Annotated in this window: 13 protein-coding genes and 1 pseudogene; 9 read left to right on the forward strand and 5 right to left on the reverse strand. The window is 45.7% G+C overall.

All coding sequences use genetic code 11. From position 1 onward, the window contains the following. Positions 1-5: 5 nt before the first annotated feature. Positions 6-797: a TerC family protein gene (locus L1D55_RS20220; protein WP_239918626.1), complete on the reverse strand. Its 792-nt coding sequence runs from the start codon at positions 795-797 to the stop codon at positions 6-8. A gap of 461 nt (positions 798-1258) precedes the next feature. Between L1D55_RS20220 and L1D55_RS20225 the strand changes: the two genes are divergently transcribed. Next, positions 1259-1864, forward strand: a complete 606-nt coding sequence (locus tag L1D55_RS20225; RefSeq protein ID WP_171369274.1) for a mechanosensitive ion channel family protein — start codon at positions 1259-1261, stop codon at positions 1862-1864. An 85-nt stretch (positions 1865-1949) separates the two neighbouring features. Here the strand turns inward: L1D55_RS20225 and L1D55_RS20230 are convergent, their stop codons facing one another. The 3 genes from L1D55_RS20230 to recQ form a co-directional block, all read right to left on the reverse strand. Further along, positions 1950-2621, reverse strand: coding sequence for a 7-cyano-7-deazaguanine/7-aminomethyl-7-deazaguanine transporter (locus L1D55_RS20230; RefSeq protein WP_008221503.1), 672 nt, complete (start codon positions 2619-2621; stop codon positions 1950-1952). A 258-nt stretch (positions 2622-2879) separates the two neighbouring features. Then, positions 2880-3179 carry a DUF3630 family protein gene (locus tag L1D55_RS20235; RefSeq protein ID WP_239918627.1) on the reverse strand — a complete coding sequence of 100 codons (300 nt, stop codon included), beginning with the start codon at positions 3177-3179 and terminating at the stop codon, positions 2880-2882. A gap of 15 nt (positions 3180-3194) precedes the next feature. Further along, a complete protein-coding gene (recQ, locus tag L1D55_RS20240) occupies positions 3195-5033 on the reverse strand; it encodes an ATP-dependent DNA helicase RecQ (RefSeq protein WP_008221506.1) in 1839 nt (612 codons plus the stop codon). A gap of 180 nt (positions 5034-5213) precedes the next feature. On the opposite strand from recQ, the gene rarD reads away from it, so the two are divergent. The 5 genes and pseudogenes from rarD (at position 5214) to tpx (ending at position 10897) form a co-directional block, all read left to right on the forward strand. After that, positions 5214-6122 carry an EamA family transporter RarD gene (rarD, locus tag L1D55_RS20245; RefSeq protein WP_102423285.1) on the forward strand — a complete coding sequence of 303 codons (909 nt, stop codon included), beginning with the start codon at positions 5214-5216 and terminating at the stop codon, positions 6120-6122. Between the two features lie 86 nt (positions 6123-6208). Continuing rightward, positions 6209-7004 (forward strand): annotated as a pseudogene (locus L1D55_RS20250) (AraC family transcriptional regulator). 89 nt (positions 7005-7093) lie between these two features. Next, complete coding sequence (locus L1D55_RS20255) at positions 7094-7756, forward strand: LysE family translocator (RefSeq protein WP_004741201.1); 663 nt, start codon at positions 7094-7096, stop codon at positions 7754-7756. Positions 7757-7847: 91 nt separating this feature from the next. Then, the gene (ggt, locus tag L1D55_RS20260) at positions 7848-9605 is read left to right on the forward strand and encodes a gamma-glutamyltransferase (RefSeq protein ID WP_239918628.1); all 1758 of its coding nucleotides are present in this window, start codon (positions 7848-7850) and stop codon (positions 9603-9605) included. A gap of 794 nt (positions 9606-10399) precedes the next feature. Beyond that, positions 10400-10897 carry a thiol peroxidase gene (gene tpx / locus L1D55_RS20265; RefSeq protein ID WP_004741204.1) on the forward strand — a complete coding sequence of 166 codons (498 nt, stop codon included), beginning with the start codon at positions 10400-10402 and terminating at the stop codon, positions 10895-10897. 122 nt (positions 10898-11019) lie between these two features. Here tpx and uvrD read toward each other — a convergent pair whose 3' ends face one another. Then, on the reverse strand, positions 11020-13194 hold the full coding sequence (gene uvrD / locus L1D55_RS20270; protein ID WP_008221520.1) for a DNA helicase II: 2175 nt from the start codon (positions 13192-13194) through the stop codon (positions 11020-11022). A gap of 263 nt (positions 13195-13457) precedes the next feature. Here uvrD and L1D55_RS20275 point away from each other — a divergent pair, with 263 nt between their 5' ends. The 3 genes from L1D55_RS20275 (at position 13458) to L1D55_RS20285 (ending at position 15417) form a co-directional block, all read left to right on the forward strand. Beyond that, entirely contained in the window at positions 13458-13718 is a 261-nt protein-coding gene (locus L1D55_RS20275) for a DUF2282 domain-containing protein (RefSeq protein WP_004741206.1), read from the forward strand. Positions 13719-13798: 80 nt separating this feature from the next. Beyond that, positions 13799-14653: a DUF692 domain-containing protein gene (locus L1D55_RS20280; RefSeq protein WP_239918629.1), complete on the forward strand. Its 855-nt coding sequence runs from the start codon at positions 13799-13801 to the stop codon at positions 14651-14653. After that, positions 14650-15417, forward strand: a complete 768-nt coding sequence (locus tag L1D55_RS20285; protein WP_239918630.1) for a DNA-binding domain-containing protein — start codon at positions 14650-14652, stop codon at positions 15415-15417. The genes L1D55_RS20280 and L1D55_RS20285 overlap by 4 nt, the downstream gene beginning before the upstream one ends.

The following is a 15417-nucleotide window of genomic DNA, read 5'->3' on the forward strand; positions in this document are numbered from 1 at the left end:
AGCCTCTATAGAACCTCGCTGTGTTGTAAGGCGCGCTCTTCTACCCGCTCATTGTCTGGGTTGGAAGCTCTTTGCGCCTTGTTAAGCTGTCTATCCAGTAAGATATGGCAGATTTCTAGCGTCAATCCAAACGCCAAAGCAACGTACAAATAGCTTTTGTTCACATGTAAACCATACCCTTCGACAACCAGTAAGCCACCCAATAAAATCAGGAATAAAAGCGCAAGTAGCTTCAAGCCAGGATATGCGGTAATGGTTATTTGAATCTTTTCAGCAACTGCCAACATGATGATTGCAGAGATAACAATAGCTGCAATGATGATCTCTACATTGTGGACCAAAGCCACTGCAGTAATCACCGAGTCGAATGAGAACACTGCATCAATAGCAATAATCTGTAGCACAATCATGGTGACACTGGTTTCAAGTGCGTTCTTTTCTTTTTTCTCTTTTACTAGCAACCAATTCAATAGATCTTTAAAGCTCTTCAATAGCAGGAAGCCACCGCCAACAATCAAGATCAAATCTTTACCTGATAGGCCGCGCTCAAAAACGGTAACAAAAGGTTCAGTGAGCGACATCAACCAGGTAACCGAGAATACCAATCCAATCCGCGTAACAACCGCTAAGCCAATACCTAGATTGCGAATACGGCTTCTTAGCCTTACGGGTAACTTCTCGACCAAGATTGAGATGAAAATAATGTTGTCGACTCCCAGAATCACTTCCAGTAATAAAAGCATGCTAAATGATGCGAGATAATCAACGTACATAGTCACCTCTGGCTTTGATGGCATTCATCCTAGCCGCAGAGAGAAGTGGCTCAACCATTAGCCACAGTAGGATCAATTGAGTAATAAATAGAGTCAGCATGGTTATGATGGCTCCACGTTATTACGTGTGCAAACAGTGTTACGCGCTCCAAAATAGCCCTGCTTTTTTATCTTTAGAAAGCAGAACACCGTCAGTTTTATGGTAATCAGTATCATCAGTAATCGAACCAAGTTGTGAATGGCCGGCCATTCTACAAATTGGCGAAATGGCTTCATCACCAAAGCGTTACCTATAGATAAAAGGGATATAACAGAAATATAAAGAACTATATATCAACTACTTAACCAAATAAAACAAGTCGATGATTAGTGATTACTCTGCTTGGGCAAAGTCGAACTAGAAAGGAAAATAAAACCTAATGGTTTAATGATGTATTGGAAACGAGCGGCCATAATAATGCAGCCTCAACTATTTAGAGGTTACTATGCTTAGCTACATCGACACCATTTTTGCGACATTAAAACAGTACGACTTGCTACTCGCTTTGCTGTTCATTCTTATCTATTGGGTTCTTAAACACTCTACGGAAAAAGCCATTCAGGCACTCGCAGAGACAAAAACCGTCAATGCGACACGCACTGCTTTTATCAATCGCTGCTTTAATATCATTTACTTCGGATTCTTGTTCGCGACCTATTTGATTGTCAGCGGCATCGGCTACGGCAACTTTTCGATTTTTATCTCTTCAGTGTTCACGGTCATTGGTGTTGGCTTTATCGCTCAGTGGTCAATACTCAGCAACATCACCGCCAGTTTCTTAATCTTCTTTGTCTTCCCCTACCGTATTGGGGACTCAATCATTGTGGCCGATGGAGATGGTATTGAAGGAAAAATACTCGACATAAAGATGTTCCATACCCTAATCCGCCATCCAGAGGGCAATGTGATTACCTACCCTAATTCACTGCTACTACAAAAAAGCGTGACTAAGGTGAGCCCAAAGAACTCGAAATATAAGGTATCAGTGCCAAGAAAGAGTAATAAAGATGCAGGGGCTGGTGTTGAGACAGTGCTTGAAGGCCAAGCTTAGTGGAGCTGAAATAGAAAGGAATAAACAAAGAGGAACGAAAGGCGGTTATTCAGAGATGACCTTGAATAACCGCACTTCCATCTAGCTAGGCGTTAACACCTGTCGCTTTAAAGTCAGGGTTCACAGCGGTTAACTTCTTAACGATGTAGTTCAGAAGCACACCGTACATAGGAACAAACAAACCTAGGCTGATGATAAGTTTGAAACCGTAATCAACCAGTGCAATCTCAGTCCAATGTTCAGCCATGAATGGATCTGGGCTTTGGTAGAAAGCGATCGCAAAGAAAGCGATGGTATCGATAGCATTACCAAAAAGCGTTGAACAGGTTGGCGCAATCCACCACTGCTTAAGCTGACGCAAGCGGTTGAAAACATGAACATCTAAGATTTGTCCAAGCAAGTAGGCCATGAAACTTGCAGCAGCGATACGTGCTACAAATAGGTTAAATTCACCCAGATGGCTAAAGCCTTGGAATTGCCCCTCAAAGAACACCACCGACAAGAAGTAAGAAACCGCCAGTGCAGGCAACATCACTAAGAAAATGATTTTACGAGCAAGCTGAGCGCCAAAAATGCGAACGGTCAGGTCTGTTGCTAAGAAGATAAATGGGAAAGTGAAAGCGCCCCAAGTGGTGTGCATACCGAAGATGGTAAAAGGTAGCTGAACCAAGTAGTTGCTTGACGCAATAATCACTAAGTGGAACAAAACTAATAATGCTAGGGCTTTGCGCTGTTGCGCAGGGGTAAAGTTACTCATGCTGTACCTTTTTAGTTTGGTTTGGGGGTGAGGGAACCCAAATCGAGTCATTTCTCTATCGAAATAAAGAAAGCTCTTACCAATAATGTGAATGAAAAATGTATCTATCATTTGCTCTATCGAGCGGCGGGCGATTATACATTAATCAATTTTAGCTGCAACGGTGAGAATAGACGCAAACGTTTATTCTCACTTTTATTGCTAGAAGGTGTTTAAAGCTCAGTAGCGAGAAATCAGATTTAGAGGCAATGTTAACAGCTAGAAGCCACGCTCGAACAAGGCAGCTAGATAATCGAACTCTTCACGGCTCGCTTCTGGACTAAGAGATTCAAACCACACAGATTCACTGTAGTGCTCTGATTTTAAGAACATCTGGCACCCTTCAAAATCCACCAGCCATGAGTGCATGTCAGCATCCCACTGCTTTTCAACAACCGTAGCCGATAACAAGCTAACGAGGCGTTCGCCAATTTCAGGGTAAGAGTCGAAGTCAAAGCTCGGTGTTGTCACCAATAAGCGCCCTTCTTCTGCTAAATACTCTCTTAAACCAAATTCCATTTATTACCTCTGTTATTAGCCGTGTGTTGTGATGTGTTCTTGAATCAAATCTAGGAATGGGTCGGCGTATTTGTCGAGCTTACGCTGACCAACACCATTTACCGCCAACATTTCACCGTAAGACGTCGGCAGAACTTCTGCCATATCAATCAATGTTGCGTCACTGAATACCACGTATGGTGGTAAGCCATCTTCATCGGCAATCGACTTACGTAGCTTACGCAGTTTGGCAAATAGCTTTTTATCGTAGTTCTTGCTGCTTAGCTTATCTGACTTAGCATTGCGTACCGCAGTGTCTAGACGAGGTACCGCTAACTCTAGCGACATCTCACCTCGTAGCAGTGGGCGCGCCTCTTCAGTTAACTGCAAGGTTGAGTTGCGCGTGATGTTTTGGAACAACAAGCCTTTATGAATGAGCTGACGGAAGATACTGATCCAGTAATCATGGCTGTGGTCGCGGCCAATACCGTAAGTTGAGAGCTTATCGTGACCATTATCGCGCACGCGGATGTTCTGCATACCGCGCATCACTTCCACCACATAACCCATACCAAACGACTGATTCACACGGTACACACAAGACAACGCCTTCTGCGCCTCTTGGGTCGCATCAAAGTGTTTTGGCGGATCTAAGCAGATATCACAGTTACCACATTGCTTCTCACGATATTCGCCAAAGTAGTTGAGCAGTACCTGACGACGACAAGTTTGCGCTTCGGCAAAGGCACTCATCGCATTCAGTTTGTGCATCTCAACCTGCTTTTGCGGACCTTCTTCTTTCTCATCCAGCATACGACGCAGCCAACCCATATCAGCAGGGTCAAATAGCATCATCGCTTCAGCAGGCAAGCCATCACGACCCGCACGACCGGTCTCTTGATAGTAAGACTCGATATTGCGTGGAATATCAAAGTGCACCACAAAGCGCACGTTAGGCTTATTGATACCCATACCAAACGCCACCGTCGCGACTACGATCTGAATATCATCACGTTGGAAGGCTTCTTGTACGTAAGCACGTTCGTCGGTGTCCATACCCGCGTGATAACCCGCAGCACGAATACCGTTGTTACACAGCTTCTCGGTGACCATCTCAACTTTTTTACGGCTACCACAATAGATGATGCCGCAATTGCCCTTCTGAGTTTCTAGGTAGCGAACCACCTGAGACACTGGCTTGTGTTTCTCAACAAGGTTATAGCGAATATTAGGACGGTCAAAGCTGCCCAAATAGGTATGCGGATCCACCAGCTGCAGACGAGAAACAATATCTTTGCGCGTTGCATCATCAGCGGTTGCCGTCAGCGCCATGTAAGGCACGTGCGGAAAATACTGTTTAAGTTGACCTAATGATGCATATTCTGGGCGGAAATCATGTCCCCATTGAGAGATACAGTGCGCCTCATCGACCGCAATCATCGAAAGCGGTAAACCCTGTAGGCGTTCAATAAAATCACGCATCAACACACGCTCAGGTGACACATAAACCATCTTGAGCTGGCCTGAGTTCATGCGATTAAACACACTCAGTAGCTGGTCACGTGGCATAGAAGAGTTAATGCACTCCGCTGCTACACCATTGGCTTTCAACTGATCGACTTGGTCTTTCATCAACGAGATAAGCGGTGAGATAACCAAAGTCAGTCCTTCACGGACTAAAGCCGGGATCTGGTAACACAAAGATTTACCACCACCCGTAGGCATTATCACCAAGCTATCTCGGCCTTGAACAGCCAAATCAATGACCTCTTGCTGACCATCGCGAAAGCTTTGATAGCCAAATACATCTTCGAGGATGTTTTGCGCATCATTCGCGGGAGTTGGTGTTTGCTCAGCAATCAGAGTGGCGGTCATTGTGGTTCCTAATCGAGGTATAAAGTCAGCATGCAGCATCGGCAAGCAAGTCGCACATTGTAGAGTGGAATGCTGGCGAATTAAACCGCAAATTGTTAGGTGAAAAGGGTTAACGCTCCTATACTGACCAACTCTCAATATAAATCCTATTAATAAGCACTTCGTGCCAGAGAAAGTGACATGACACAAGACGAACAACAGCGTACACGCCAAGGAATACTGCTTGCGATTGGCGCGTACACCATGTGGGGAATCGCTCCCATATACTTCAAATCTCTCAGTGAAGTATCCCCTCTCGAGATCCTGAGCCACCGTGTAGTATGGTCCTTTTTCCTACTCGCTTTACTGCTGCACGTTGGTCGTGGTTGGCGCAAAGTGCGCGATACTCTGACTTCAAAACCGAAAATGATGTTTTTGGTGGCAACCTCTCTCTTGGTGGGCGCTAACTGGCTGATCTTCATCTGGGCAGTCAATGCCAATCATATGCTGGATGCCAGCCTTGGCTACTACATCAACCCTTTGATTAACGTATTGCTTGGGATGTTCTTCCTTGGGGAGCGTCTGAGAAAGCTTCAATGGTGTGCGGTGGCGCTTGCGGCTATCGGTGTGCTTATCCAGCTAATCGCCTTTGGTTCGATTCCAGTTGTCGCTATTGCACTGGCCTTTTCTTTTGGTTTCTATGGCTTGCTCCGTAAGAAAGTGAACCTAGAAGCGCAGACTGGCTTGTTTATTGAGACCTTAGTGATGCTGCCAGCGGCGGCGATCTACTTGTTATTCATTGCAGACACAGCAACTTCTGATTTCTTAGCGAATCCAATGCAGCTAAATTTACTGCTGGTCGCTGCTGGGGTAATTACCACTCTGCCACTGCTTTGCTTCACGGGTGCAGCAACCAGACTCAAGCTTTCGACATTGGGCTTCTTCCAATACATTGGCCCTAGCTTGATGTTCTTGCTTGCCGTGTTGATCTACGGTGAAGCCTTTACCATGGATAAGGCAATTACCTTTGCTTTCATTTGGGGCGCACTGGTGATCTTCAGCTTCGACGGTCTGCGTAATAACAAGAAGAGTAAGCAAGCGAAAAGCTAACACTGATCGTTTTTTACAAGACAATCTAAAGATACAGAGATAAGCTTGGTTGAATTGATGATAATTTGACCAAGCTTTTTTATGCCATGGATAAAGTCCACTACTACTCGACATCTAGCCAAGATATCAGCCTGATCCAAGCTCAATACCAAGAGTTTGCCTTTCAGCGCCACTATCATTTGGACTTTCATATCGGCCTAATCACCCAAGGGCAGCAAAAGTTTGTCTATAACGGGACGAGTTACCACGCAGGCGCCGGACAAGTGGTGATGATGCCACCTGATGAGCTGCATGATGGTCATTCAAAGCTCGAATCGGGTTACCAAGTAAGTGTATTTTCAGTCTCACCTCAATGGTTTGGCGATCTTGCCGATCACGGCCAAAATGGTCACGCTTTGAGCTTTTCTGAGTTGATCCTCTCCGATCAAGCAACTTTTTTTACAATTGCGTAACCTTCATGGACTACTTATCAATCCAAATATCAGTCAACTCGCCCAAGATTGCCTGCCATTCGAAGGTTTTTCGACGATTGTTGATCGTTACGCGCAGTTTGGATCGAAAACTCAGGTGAAGCTTGGTACTCAATCAGTGAATACACTCAAAGACTATTTAATGGCAAACCTTGACCAGCCGGTGCGCTTAGAGCAACTTTCTGAGCTGTGTGACCTGACAACGACTCAATTTCAGCGTCATTTTAAGAACAAAATGGGCATCACCCCTTATGCATGGTTAAGCCGCTTACGCATGGAGCAAGGTATGAGATTGATTAAATCAGGTGTCGGCGGAACCGAGGTTGCCCATCAAGTGGGTTTCTACGATCAAGCCCATTTCTCAAAAGCATTTAAGACCGCATTTGGTGTTTCTCCATCGAAAATTAACTAAGTGTTGATAATTTACAATTGAGAGAATCGAAATCACGGTAAGCTGCGCTCAACAACTCTCAACAGAACAACCCAGTTATTGGAACAGATATGAATGAAGTCACCATATTAGTCACCCTCGCCTCTATCCACTTTATCGCTTTGATGAGCCCAGGTCCTGACTTTGCACTTGTGGTACAAAACGCAACACGCCACGGGCGACAAACTGGCTTATACATTGCTCTCGGACTGTCTTGCGGGATCTTACTGCATTCATTGCTGAGCCTGACGGGCATCAGTTACCTAGTCCACCAGCACCCAACTCTTTTTGCGCTCATGCAATTGGCTGGCGGCAGCTACTTACTGTATCTCGGCTTTGGTGCGTTAAAAGCAACATGGCAACTCATTAGCCACCACGAAGAAGAGACAGACACGGTCAATTCGAAAGATCTGATTCTGACCAATAAACGTCAGGCATTTTCTAAAGGCTTTGCGACCAATATTCTTAATCCCAAGGCGTTAGTGTTCTTCATCAGTTTGATGTCGAGCTTGGTACCGGCTGACATGTCGCTTTCAGGGAAAGGGTTTGCACTGCTGATCCTATTCGGCCTATCACTATTCTGGTTCTCTCTATTAGCGTGGATGCTTTCTACGAAGGCACTGCAAAAGAAACTAAGTGAAGCGACAGTCTACATTGATGGCTTATGTGGTGTTGTGTTCAGCCTTATTGGCGTCAGTATTCTTTGGCAGTCGCTGTCTGGTTTAATCGCTTAAATTCGAATCAAGATTACAATTCGTTGACAACGCACTGGCTATCTTATCTTTCCACTGCCAATCTAGCTCTGCATATTAAAAGGAGAAGATCATGCAGTGGAAAACAAAACTAACAACCCTCGCCACTTCTACCCTACTTTTTGCCTCTCACGTCAGTTGGGCAAATCAAGCTGCCGATTCCGTCGCTCCCGAACAAAGTAGTGGTTTAGAAACCAAGCAACTCGTAAAAGCTAACGATTGGATGGTTACCGCAGCCAACCCTCTGGCAACCCAAGCTGGTGCCGATGTACTTGCTCGTGGTGGTAACGCGATTGATGCCATGGTTGCAGTGCAGCTGATGCTTGGCTTAGTTGAGCCACAGTCATCCGGTATTGGTGGTGGCGCCTTCCTTGTTTATTTTGATGGAAAGGACAAACAGCTTAAAACCTACGATGGCCGTGAAACCGCACCACTTGATGCGACACCACGTCTATTCCAAGACGAAAACGGTCAACCGCTTAAGTTTTATGATGCAGTTGTTGGTGGTCGCTCTGTTGCTACACCGGGCACAGTGCAATTGTTGTGGGACACTCACCAGAAATACGGCAAGTTAGAATGGACATCGCTGATCAAACCTATTGCTCAACTGGCTGAGAAAGGTTTTACCATCAGCCCACGTTTGGCCACCTTAATTGAAAATGACCAAGAACGACTGAGCCGTTTTGCCACAACCAAAGCTTACTTCTTTAATGCCGATGGCAGTCCAAAAGCCGCAGGCACAGTACTTAAGAACCCAGAATACGCTGCAACATTGAATGCAATTTCAAAAGATGGTGCTAAGGCATTTTACCAAGGTGAGATTTCTGCCGATATCATTAACACGGTACAAACCGCCAAAGGCAATCCGGGTGTATTGGCACAAAAAGACTTTGACACCTACTCAATCAAACAACGTGAGCCGGTTTGTTCAGCTTATGAAAGCTACGATATCTGTGGCATGGGGCCACCAAGTTCAGGTGCATTAACGGTTGGACAAATCTTAGCGATGACAGAGCAGTTTGACCTCAAATCCTGGGGGCCAAACGATGCGAGATCTTGGCAAGTGTTAGCGGACGCTTCTCGCCTAGCCTTCGCAGACCGAGGTATGTACATGGCAGACCAAGATTACGTACCAATGCCAGCTCAAGGGTTAGTGAATACTGACTATTTGCAGGAACGTGCCCAGTTAATTACCGCAGGTAAGGCTCTAGAGAGTGCGCCATCAGGCACCCCGCCGTGGGATCACGCAATGCTGCGCAGCCAAGATGTATCTATTGAACTGCCGTCCACTAGCCACTTCAATATTGTCGATAGCGAAGGCAATGTCGTATCGATGACCACCACCATTGAGAATGCATTTGGCTCACGCTTGATGGTAAGAGGCTTCCTACTGAACAACGAACTGACCGACTTCTCGTTCAAGACCCACAACGATGGCAAACCTATCGCAAACCGACTTGAGCCAGGTAAGCGTCCACGCTCTTCAATGGCACCGACTATCATCATGCAAGACGATAAGCCTTACATGGCGATTGGTTCTCCAGGTGGTAGCCGCATCATAGGCTATGTAGCGCAAGCGATCATTGCTCATACCCAGTGGGACATGGATATCCAGCAAGCGATCAACCAACCGCACTTCCTAAACCGCTTCGGCACGCTAGATCTGGAAAAAGGAACATGGGCGGAAAACTTTAAACCTGAGCTCGAAAAGATGGGATTTGAAGTTAACATTCGCGATCTTAACTCCGGTTTACACGCTATTCGCATCACAAAAGATGGTCTAGAAGGTGCAGCAGACCCTCGTCGTGAAGGCGCAGCCATCGGCCAATAAGAGAAAATACTCCCTTTTTACTCCCTGTCTTGTGCGAGATCTCTCACAAGGCAGTGAGTAAATATCGATATTTAACTGCGAATTTAAGCACTAAGATATCGTAACCAATTGAAATAAAACAATACGTACATTTATCGTTCAAATAATTATATAGAAATTCACTTATGCACCATTGCTGATAAATAAGGAATCGGTAGTATGGATGGTGTCGGAAGGATGCTGACACGGAACAGGAAACGCCAAGGACTTGGTTATCTTCAGGATGAAGATTCGATTACTCAGGATGAATAATCGGCATGGATAGCGAAATGGACATTGAATGGACGCAATAGTAACTAGGATGGTTGCTACTAAGGAAAGACAATGGACACCTCTGGATGAGGAAAGGACTGAACATCAGGACGATGTAAAGGACACCGCTCAAGGAACAAGTGACGCGCGCTAACGAGGATTGTTGGCAGATCAGGATAAGATCAAGGACACCGCTAGGAAGGCGACGAAAGGAATACGCTGAAGGATAACAGCACACTATCATGGATTTGATGCATGGAGCACACTTAGTAGCCGGATTGCTGCGAGTAAGACTATAGACCCCGATGAGCGCAAGCTCTCGGGGTTTTTCTTTATCTGTCTCTTATCGATTGCTGTTTCATTCCCTCCTCGAATCTAAGAAACGCTTCAACTTAATTACAATTCTGACACTTAAACCATTCACTTCTTCGCCGCTTCCGAGTAACGTAAGCCTTACTAGGCTCAACTAGTTTCATAACCATAATTAAATTAAGGACAAATTCATGTCACACGTTACCTTCAAAGGCGCAGCTGTACCGCTATCTGGCACATTCCCACAAACTGGCGAGCAGGCACCAAGCTTTGCACTAACTGCAGGCGACCTTTCTGAACTGACTCTTGCTTCTCTTGCAGGTAAGAAAGTGGTTCTAAACATCTTCCCAAGCATCGACACAGCAACTTGTGCAACGAGCGTACGTACGTTCAACGCAAAAGCGGCTGAACTTGAGAACACAGTTGTTGTTTGTATTTCTGCTGACCTCCCATTTGCTGCAGGTCGCTTCTGCGAGCTTGAAGGTATTGAAGGCGTTCAACACGCTTCGACTTTCCGTTCACCTGAGTTCGCATCTGACTACGGCGTAGCAATTGCTGAAGGCCCACTAGCAGGCCTGACAACACGTGCGGTTGTTGTAGTTGATGAAAAAGGTGTGGTAACACACAGCGAGTTGGTTGCAGAGATCACTGAAGAGCCAAACTACGAAGCGGCACTTGCAGCACTGTAAACTCTCTTCTAGTCAGTCATGTATTGTGATCGCTTAAAGCGATACGCAATAAAAAAAGAGCAGCCATTGGCTGCTCTTTTTGTTTTCAATAATGAACGATTATTAGATGTCGAAGTAACAAGTTAAAGCTGCTCTAAACGCGCGTAAGCCGTTACTAACCACTTAATGCCTTCCCCATTAAACGCCACTTGTACTCGGCTCTGTGGACCACTTCCTTCAAAGTTGATGATAGTCCCTTCACCAAACTTAGGGTGCTTCACGCGAGAACCTAAGCTAAAGCCTGTTTCATTAAAGTTCTCTTTGACTGCAGTTTGGCTAAAGCGACCACTGCTCGCAGGGCGACTGACCTGTGCTTTCATACGCACTTCATCCAGACAGGTTTCTGGCAGTTCACGAATAAAGCGTGATGGTTTGTGGTATTTGTCTTGTCCATACAAACGACGCATCTCTGCGTAAGTAATGTACAGTTTCTCCATCGCACGGGTCATGCCTACGTAACATAGGCGACGCTCTTCTTCCAAACGCCCCGCTTCTTCAGCAGACATCTGGCTTGGGAACATACCTTCTTCGACACCAACCATGAACACCATTGGGAACTCTAGACCTTTAGCACTGTGTAGAGTCATAAGCTGAACCGCATCATCAAACTCATCAGCCTGACCTTCACCTGCTTCCAAAGCTGCGTGCGTTAAGAATGCTGTTAGCATGCTCATCTCATCAGCTTCTTCAGGCTTCTCAAACTGACGAGTTGCTGTTACCAACTCTTCCAAGTTCTCAATACGCGCTTTCGATTTCTCGCCTTTCTCCTGCTCGTACATCGCAAATAGACCTGAAGATTTAATCACATGGTCGGTTTGCTCATGTAAGTTCAGCTCTAACGTGTCGTCTTCAAGGGCATTAATTAACTCGATAAAGCGGCTTAAGGCACCCGCTGCACGCCCCGGCAGTACTTGTTCTTCCAACAAAGCGATACTCGCTTGCCACATCGTCGCACCACGGTCACGCGCTGCAAATCGAATCGTCTCGAGAGTCTTGTCGCCCAAGCCACGTGTTGGCGTATTAACCACACGTTCAAAAGCGGCATCATCGTTACGGTTACCCATTAAACGCAGGTAGCTCAACGCATCTTTGATCTCCTGACGTTCGAAGAATCGCATGCCACCATAGATTCGGTATGGTAAGCCAGCTTGAATCAACGCTTCTTCCAGAACACGAGATTGGGCGTTATTACGATAAAGCATCGCGGTATCTTCGAGTGCACCACCTTTCTCTTGCCACTCTTTAATCTTACTTACCGTGAAGCGGGCTTCATCAAGCTCGTTGTAAGCGGAGTAGACGGAGATTGGCTCACCATCGTTACCATCGGTCCACAACTCTTTACCCATTCGCTCGGTGTTGTTTGAGATAAGCTCGTTCGATGCTTGCAAGATGGTTTTGGTTGAACGGTAGTTTTGCTCTAATCGAATGGTTGAAGCGCCCGGGAATTCATCCAAGAACTTCTGAATATTCTCGATTTTTGCACCACGCCAGCCATAGATAGATTGGTCATCATCACCTACGATCATCACTCGACAATCAGGACCCGCCATCATACGCAGCCAAGCATATTGGATGTTGTTGGTATCTTGGAATTCGTCGACCAGAATATGCTTAAAGCGGGCTTGGTAGTGCTCACGAATGTGTTTCTTGTCGCGCAGTAGCTCATGTGATCTCAGCAAAATCTCAGCAAAATCCACCAATCCAGCACGGTCACACGCTTCTTGATAAGCCGAGTAAATCTTTAACCATGTTTGAGTGACTGGATCATGGTAGGCATCAATGTGGCTCGGACGCAGGCCTTCATCTTTCTTGCCATTGATCCACCACGAAGCTTGCTTAGCAGGCCACTGCTTTTCATCGAGGTTTTGCGCTTTGATTAAGCGGCGCAGTAGACGAATCTGATCATCGGAATCAATGATCTGGAAATCTTCTGGCAATTTTGCATCTAGGTAGTGAGCACGCAGAATACGGTGACAAATACCATGGAAGGTACCGTTCCACATGCCTGACGAGCTACCCATCATCAACTCTTCAATACGACCACGCATCTCTGCCGCTGCTTTATTGGTGAAGGTTACTGACATAATAGAGAACGGCGATGCTTGCTCGACGCTCTGCAGCCAAGCGATACGATGCACCAACACTCGCGTTTTACCACTACCAGCACCAGCCAGAATAAGTAGGTTTTCTAAAGGTGCTGCGACCGCCTCACGTTGTTTGTCGTTTAGGCCATCGAGTAAAAGCGAAGGATCTATCATTGGATATGCTCACTACTGGGTATTTATACATAAAAGTTGATTATAACCTAAACACTAGGCTGCGTTTAGAATATTAAGAAGAAAAAACAATCAAAAAATAACATCACCCAATCAAACACTTAACAGCCTAATCATCACTAATTTTGATATTTTTTATAATACTGTGAAATTATTTTCTGGTTGTTCCTATCCTTTTTAGTAAGCAAGTTAACAACTCATTAACCTGCGATGTGTAAATACTATTAAGTCTAGAGGGAATGACTATGAAAAATTCTAATCTTGCTGTTACAGCTGCAATCACAAGTGTACTAGCGTTTGGCGGTGCCGTTCTTACATCAGCACCTGCGGAAGCAGCAGCGAAAGAAAAATGCTATGGCGTATCAAAAGCTGGCCAAAACGACTGTGCAACTAAAACAAGTTCATGTGCTGGTACAGCAAAAGAAGACAACCAATCCGATGCATTCGTGGTCGTTCCTAAAGGACTATGTGGCAAGTTAACTGGTGGTAGCACTCAATCATCATAATGCCTTGAAGGCATAGCTGAACCACTAAGTACGGTGAGCTGAATACCAGCTCACCTCCACTACCTATAAGGAGAATCGTTGTGACTCAAACTCTTCACCCCAACGTAGGGGTTGGCCTTAGAACACCGCACTTAGATTTCTTCAACCAGAATTCTGATTTGGTAAGTTGGTTAGAGGTTCACAGCGAAAACTACTTCTTACCCCATTCTTCACAGCGCCAACAACTCCGAGAGATTCGCCATCATCACCACATAAGCTGTCATGGTGTCGGGTTGTCGCTTGGTTCTGTTGAACGAATCAACCAACAGCACTTGCTGCAACTCAAAGCACTTATTGATGATATCGAACCCTTCTTGGTTTCTGATCATTTGAGTTGGAGCCAAACTGGCGGTCACTACTTCAATGACCTGCTACCGCTACCTTATACCGAAGAAGCGTTGGACGTCTTCTGCCGTAACGTCATTGAGGTGCAAGACAGTTTGCAACGTCCAATGTTAATTGAGAATCCATCAAGCTACCTTGCCTTCAAGCATTCAACGATTCCAGAATGGGAGTTTTTGACTGAGGTACAAAAGCGCACCGAGTGTCGCTTACTGCTCGATTTCAACAATATTTTCGTCTCATCGTTTAATCATGGTTTTAGCTGTGAAGAGTATCTCAATGGCATACCAGCAAACCAAGTGGAAGAGATTCACTTGGCAGGTTTTACCAAAAAGAAGCTCGAACAAGGTGAGATTTGGATAGACACGCACAGCAAACCCGTCTGTGATGAAGTGTGGCAACTTTACACTCAGTGGATAGAGCAACATGGCTCTCGCCACACCTTGATTGAGTGGGATTTAGATATTCCAGAGCCACAAATTCTATTGGCAGAAGCAGCCAAAGCCAGTGAAAAGCTATATCAACATGACAATCAAAGGAGTCGCGCCTCATGAGCTACTCCCTAGCGGATGTTCAATCCGAGTTTGCGAATGCACTGCGCTATCACAGTGACGGCGAGCACTGCGACATCGTGAGCGATCATTTTAGCGATCAGCAACGCATTCAAATTTACCGCAATAACTTTGTGATTAGCTTAAGCGAAGTTCTCGCTGCGACTTACCCACTGACTGAGATGTTAGTTGGTGAGGAATGCTTCCAACAAATGGCGCGTCAACATGTTCTTAGTTACCCATCGACCTCTGGAGATGTCGGTGGTTATGGCGAGCACTTCGAACAAACCATACAAGCCTTTCCTTCGGTTGTAGAGGCTGCACCTTATCTTAGTGAAGTGGCACGCTATGAATGGCAAAAGGACAGTTTAGCGAGACACGCGTGTGCAACTCCCCCGAATCAACAGCCTCTCTCCTGTTTAGCTTCCGTGCCACAAGAGCAGCAAGGCGCCTTGGTTTTCCACCTCAAGTATTCGGTAACGCTATTCGATTCTTGCTATGCCGTATTAGCGCTTGAACACGCTATCTACCAACAGCAACTGGAAGGGTTAGACATCAATCGCGCAGAGTTTGGAATAATAATCCGAGCTGAGAATTCACAGCTCGAAAGCCATTGCCTAACCAAGGAGTGCCACCAACTGCTGATTGAGCTTCAATCTGGTAAAGCGCTCGGAGAAGTAACACCTTCACTACTGCAACATCTGAATGCTGTCATGGCGCTCAACGTCATCTCAGGTTTTTCAATCAATGATGAATTGGAGACATAA

Origin of the sequence: Vibrio sp. Isolate22, assembly GCF_022398115.1 — a bacterium.
Taxonomy (GTDB): domain Bacteria; phylum Pseudomonadota; class Gammaproteobacteria; order Enterobacterales; family Vibrionaceae; genus Vibrio.

Coding starts and splice junctions, on each gene's coding strand:
- L1D55_RS20220 (WP_239918626.1), bottom strand. CDS start 797: ATGCCATCAAAGCCAGAGGTGACTATGTACGTTGATTATCTCGCATCA.
- L1D55_RS20225 (WP_171369274.1), top strand. CDS start 1,259: ATGCTTAGCTACATCGACACCATTTTTGCGACATTAAAACAGTACGAC.
- L1D55_RS20230 (WP_008221503.1), bottom strand. CDS start 2,621: ATGAGTAACTTTACCCCTGCGCAACAGCGCAAAGCCCTAGCATTATTA.
- L1D55_RS20235 (WP_239918627.1), bottom strand. CDS start 3,179: ATGGAATTTGGTTTAAGAGAGTATTTAGCAGAAGAAGGGCGCTTATTG.
- recQ (WP_008221506.1), bottom strand. CDS start 5,033: ATGACCGCCACTCTGATTGCTGAGCAAACACCAACTCCCGCGAATGAT.
- rarD (WP_102423285.1), top strand. CDS start 5,214: ATGACACAAGACGAACAACAGCGTACACGCCAAGGAATACTGCTTGCG.
- L1D55_RS20255 (WP_004741201.1), top strand. CDS start 7,094: ATGAATGAAGTCACCATATTAGTCACCCTCGCCTCTATCCACTTTATC.
- ggt (WP_239918628.1), top strand. CDS start 7,848: ATGCAGTGGAAAACAAAACTAACAACCCTCGCCACTTCTACCCTACTT.
- tpx (WP_004741204.1), top strand. CDS start 10,400: ATGTCACACGTTACCTTCAAAGGCGCAGCTGTACCGCTATCTGGCACA.
- uvrD (WP_008221520.1), bottom strand. CDS start 13,194: ATGATAGATCCTTCGCTTTTACTCGATGGCCTAAACGACAAACAACGT.
- L1D55_RS20275 (WP_004741206.1), top strand. CDS start 13,458: ATGAAAAATTCTAATCTTGCTGTTACAGCTGCAATCACAAGTGTACTA.
- L1D55_RS20285 (WP_239918630.1), top strand. CDS start 14,650: ATGAGCTACTCCCTAGCGGATGTTCAATCCGAGTTTGCGAATGCACTG.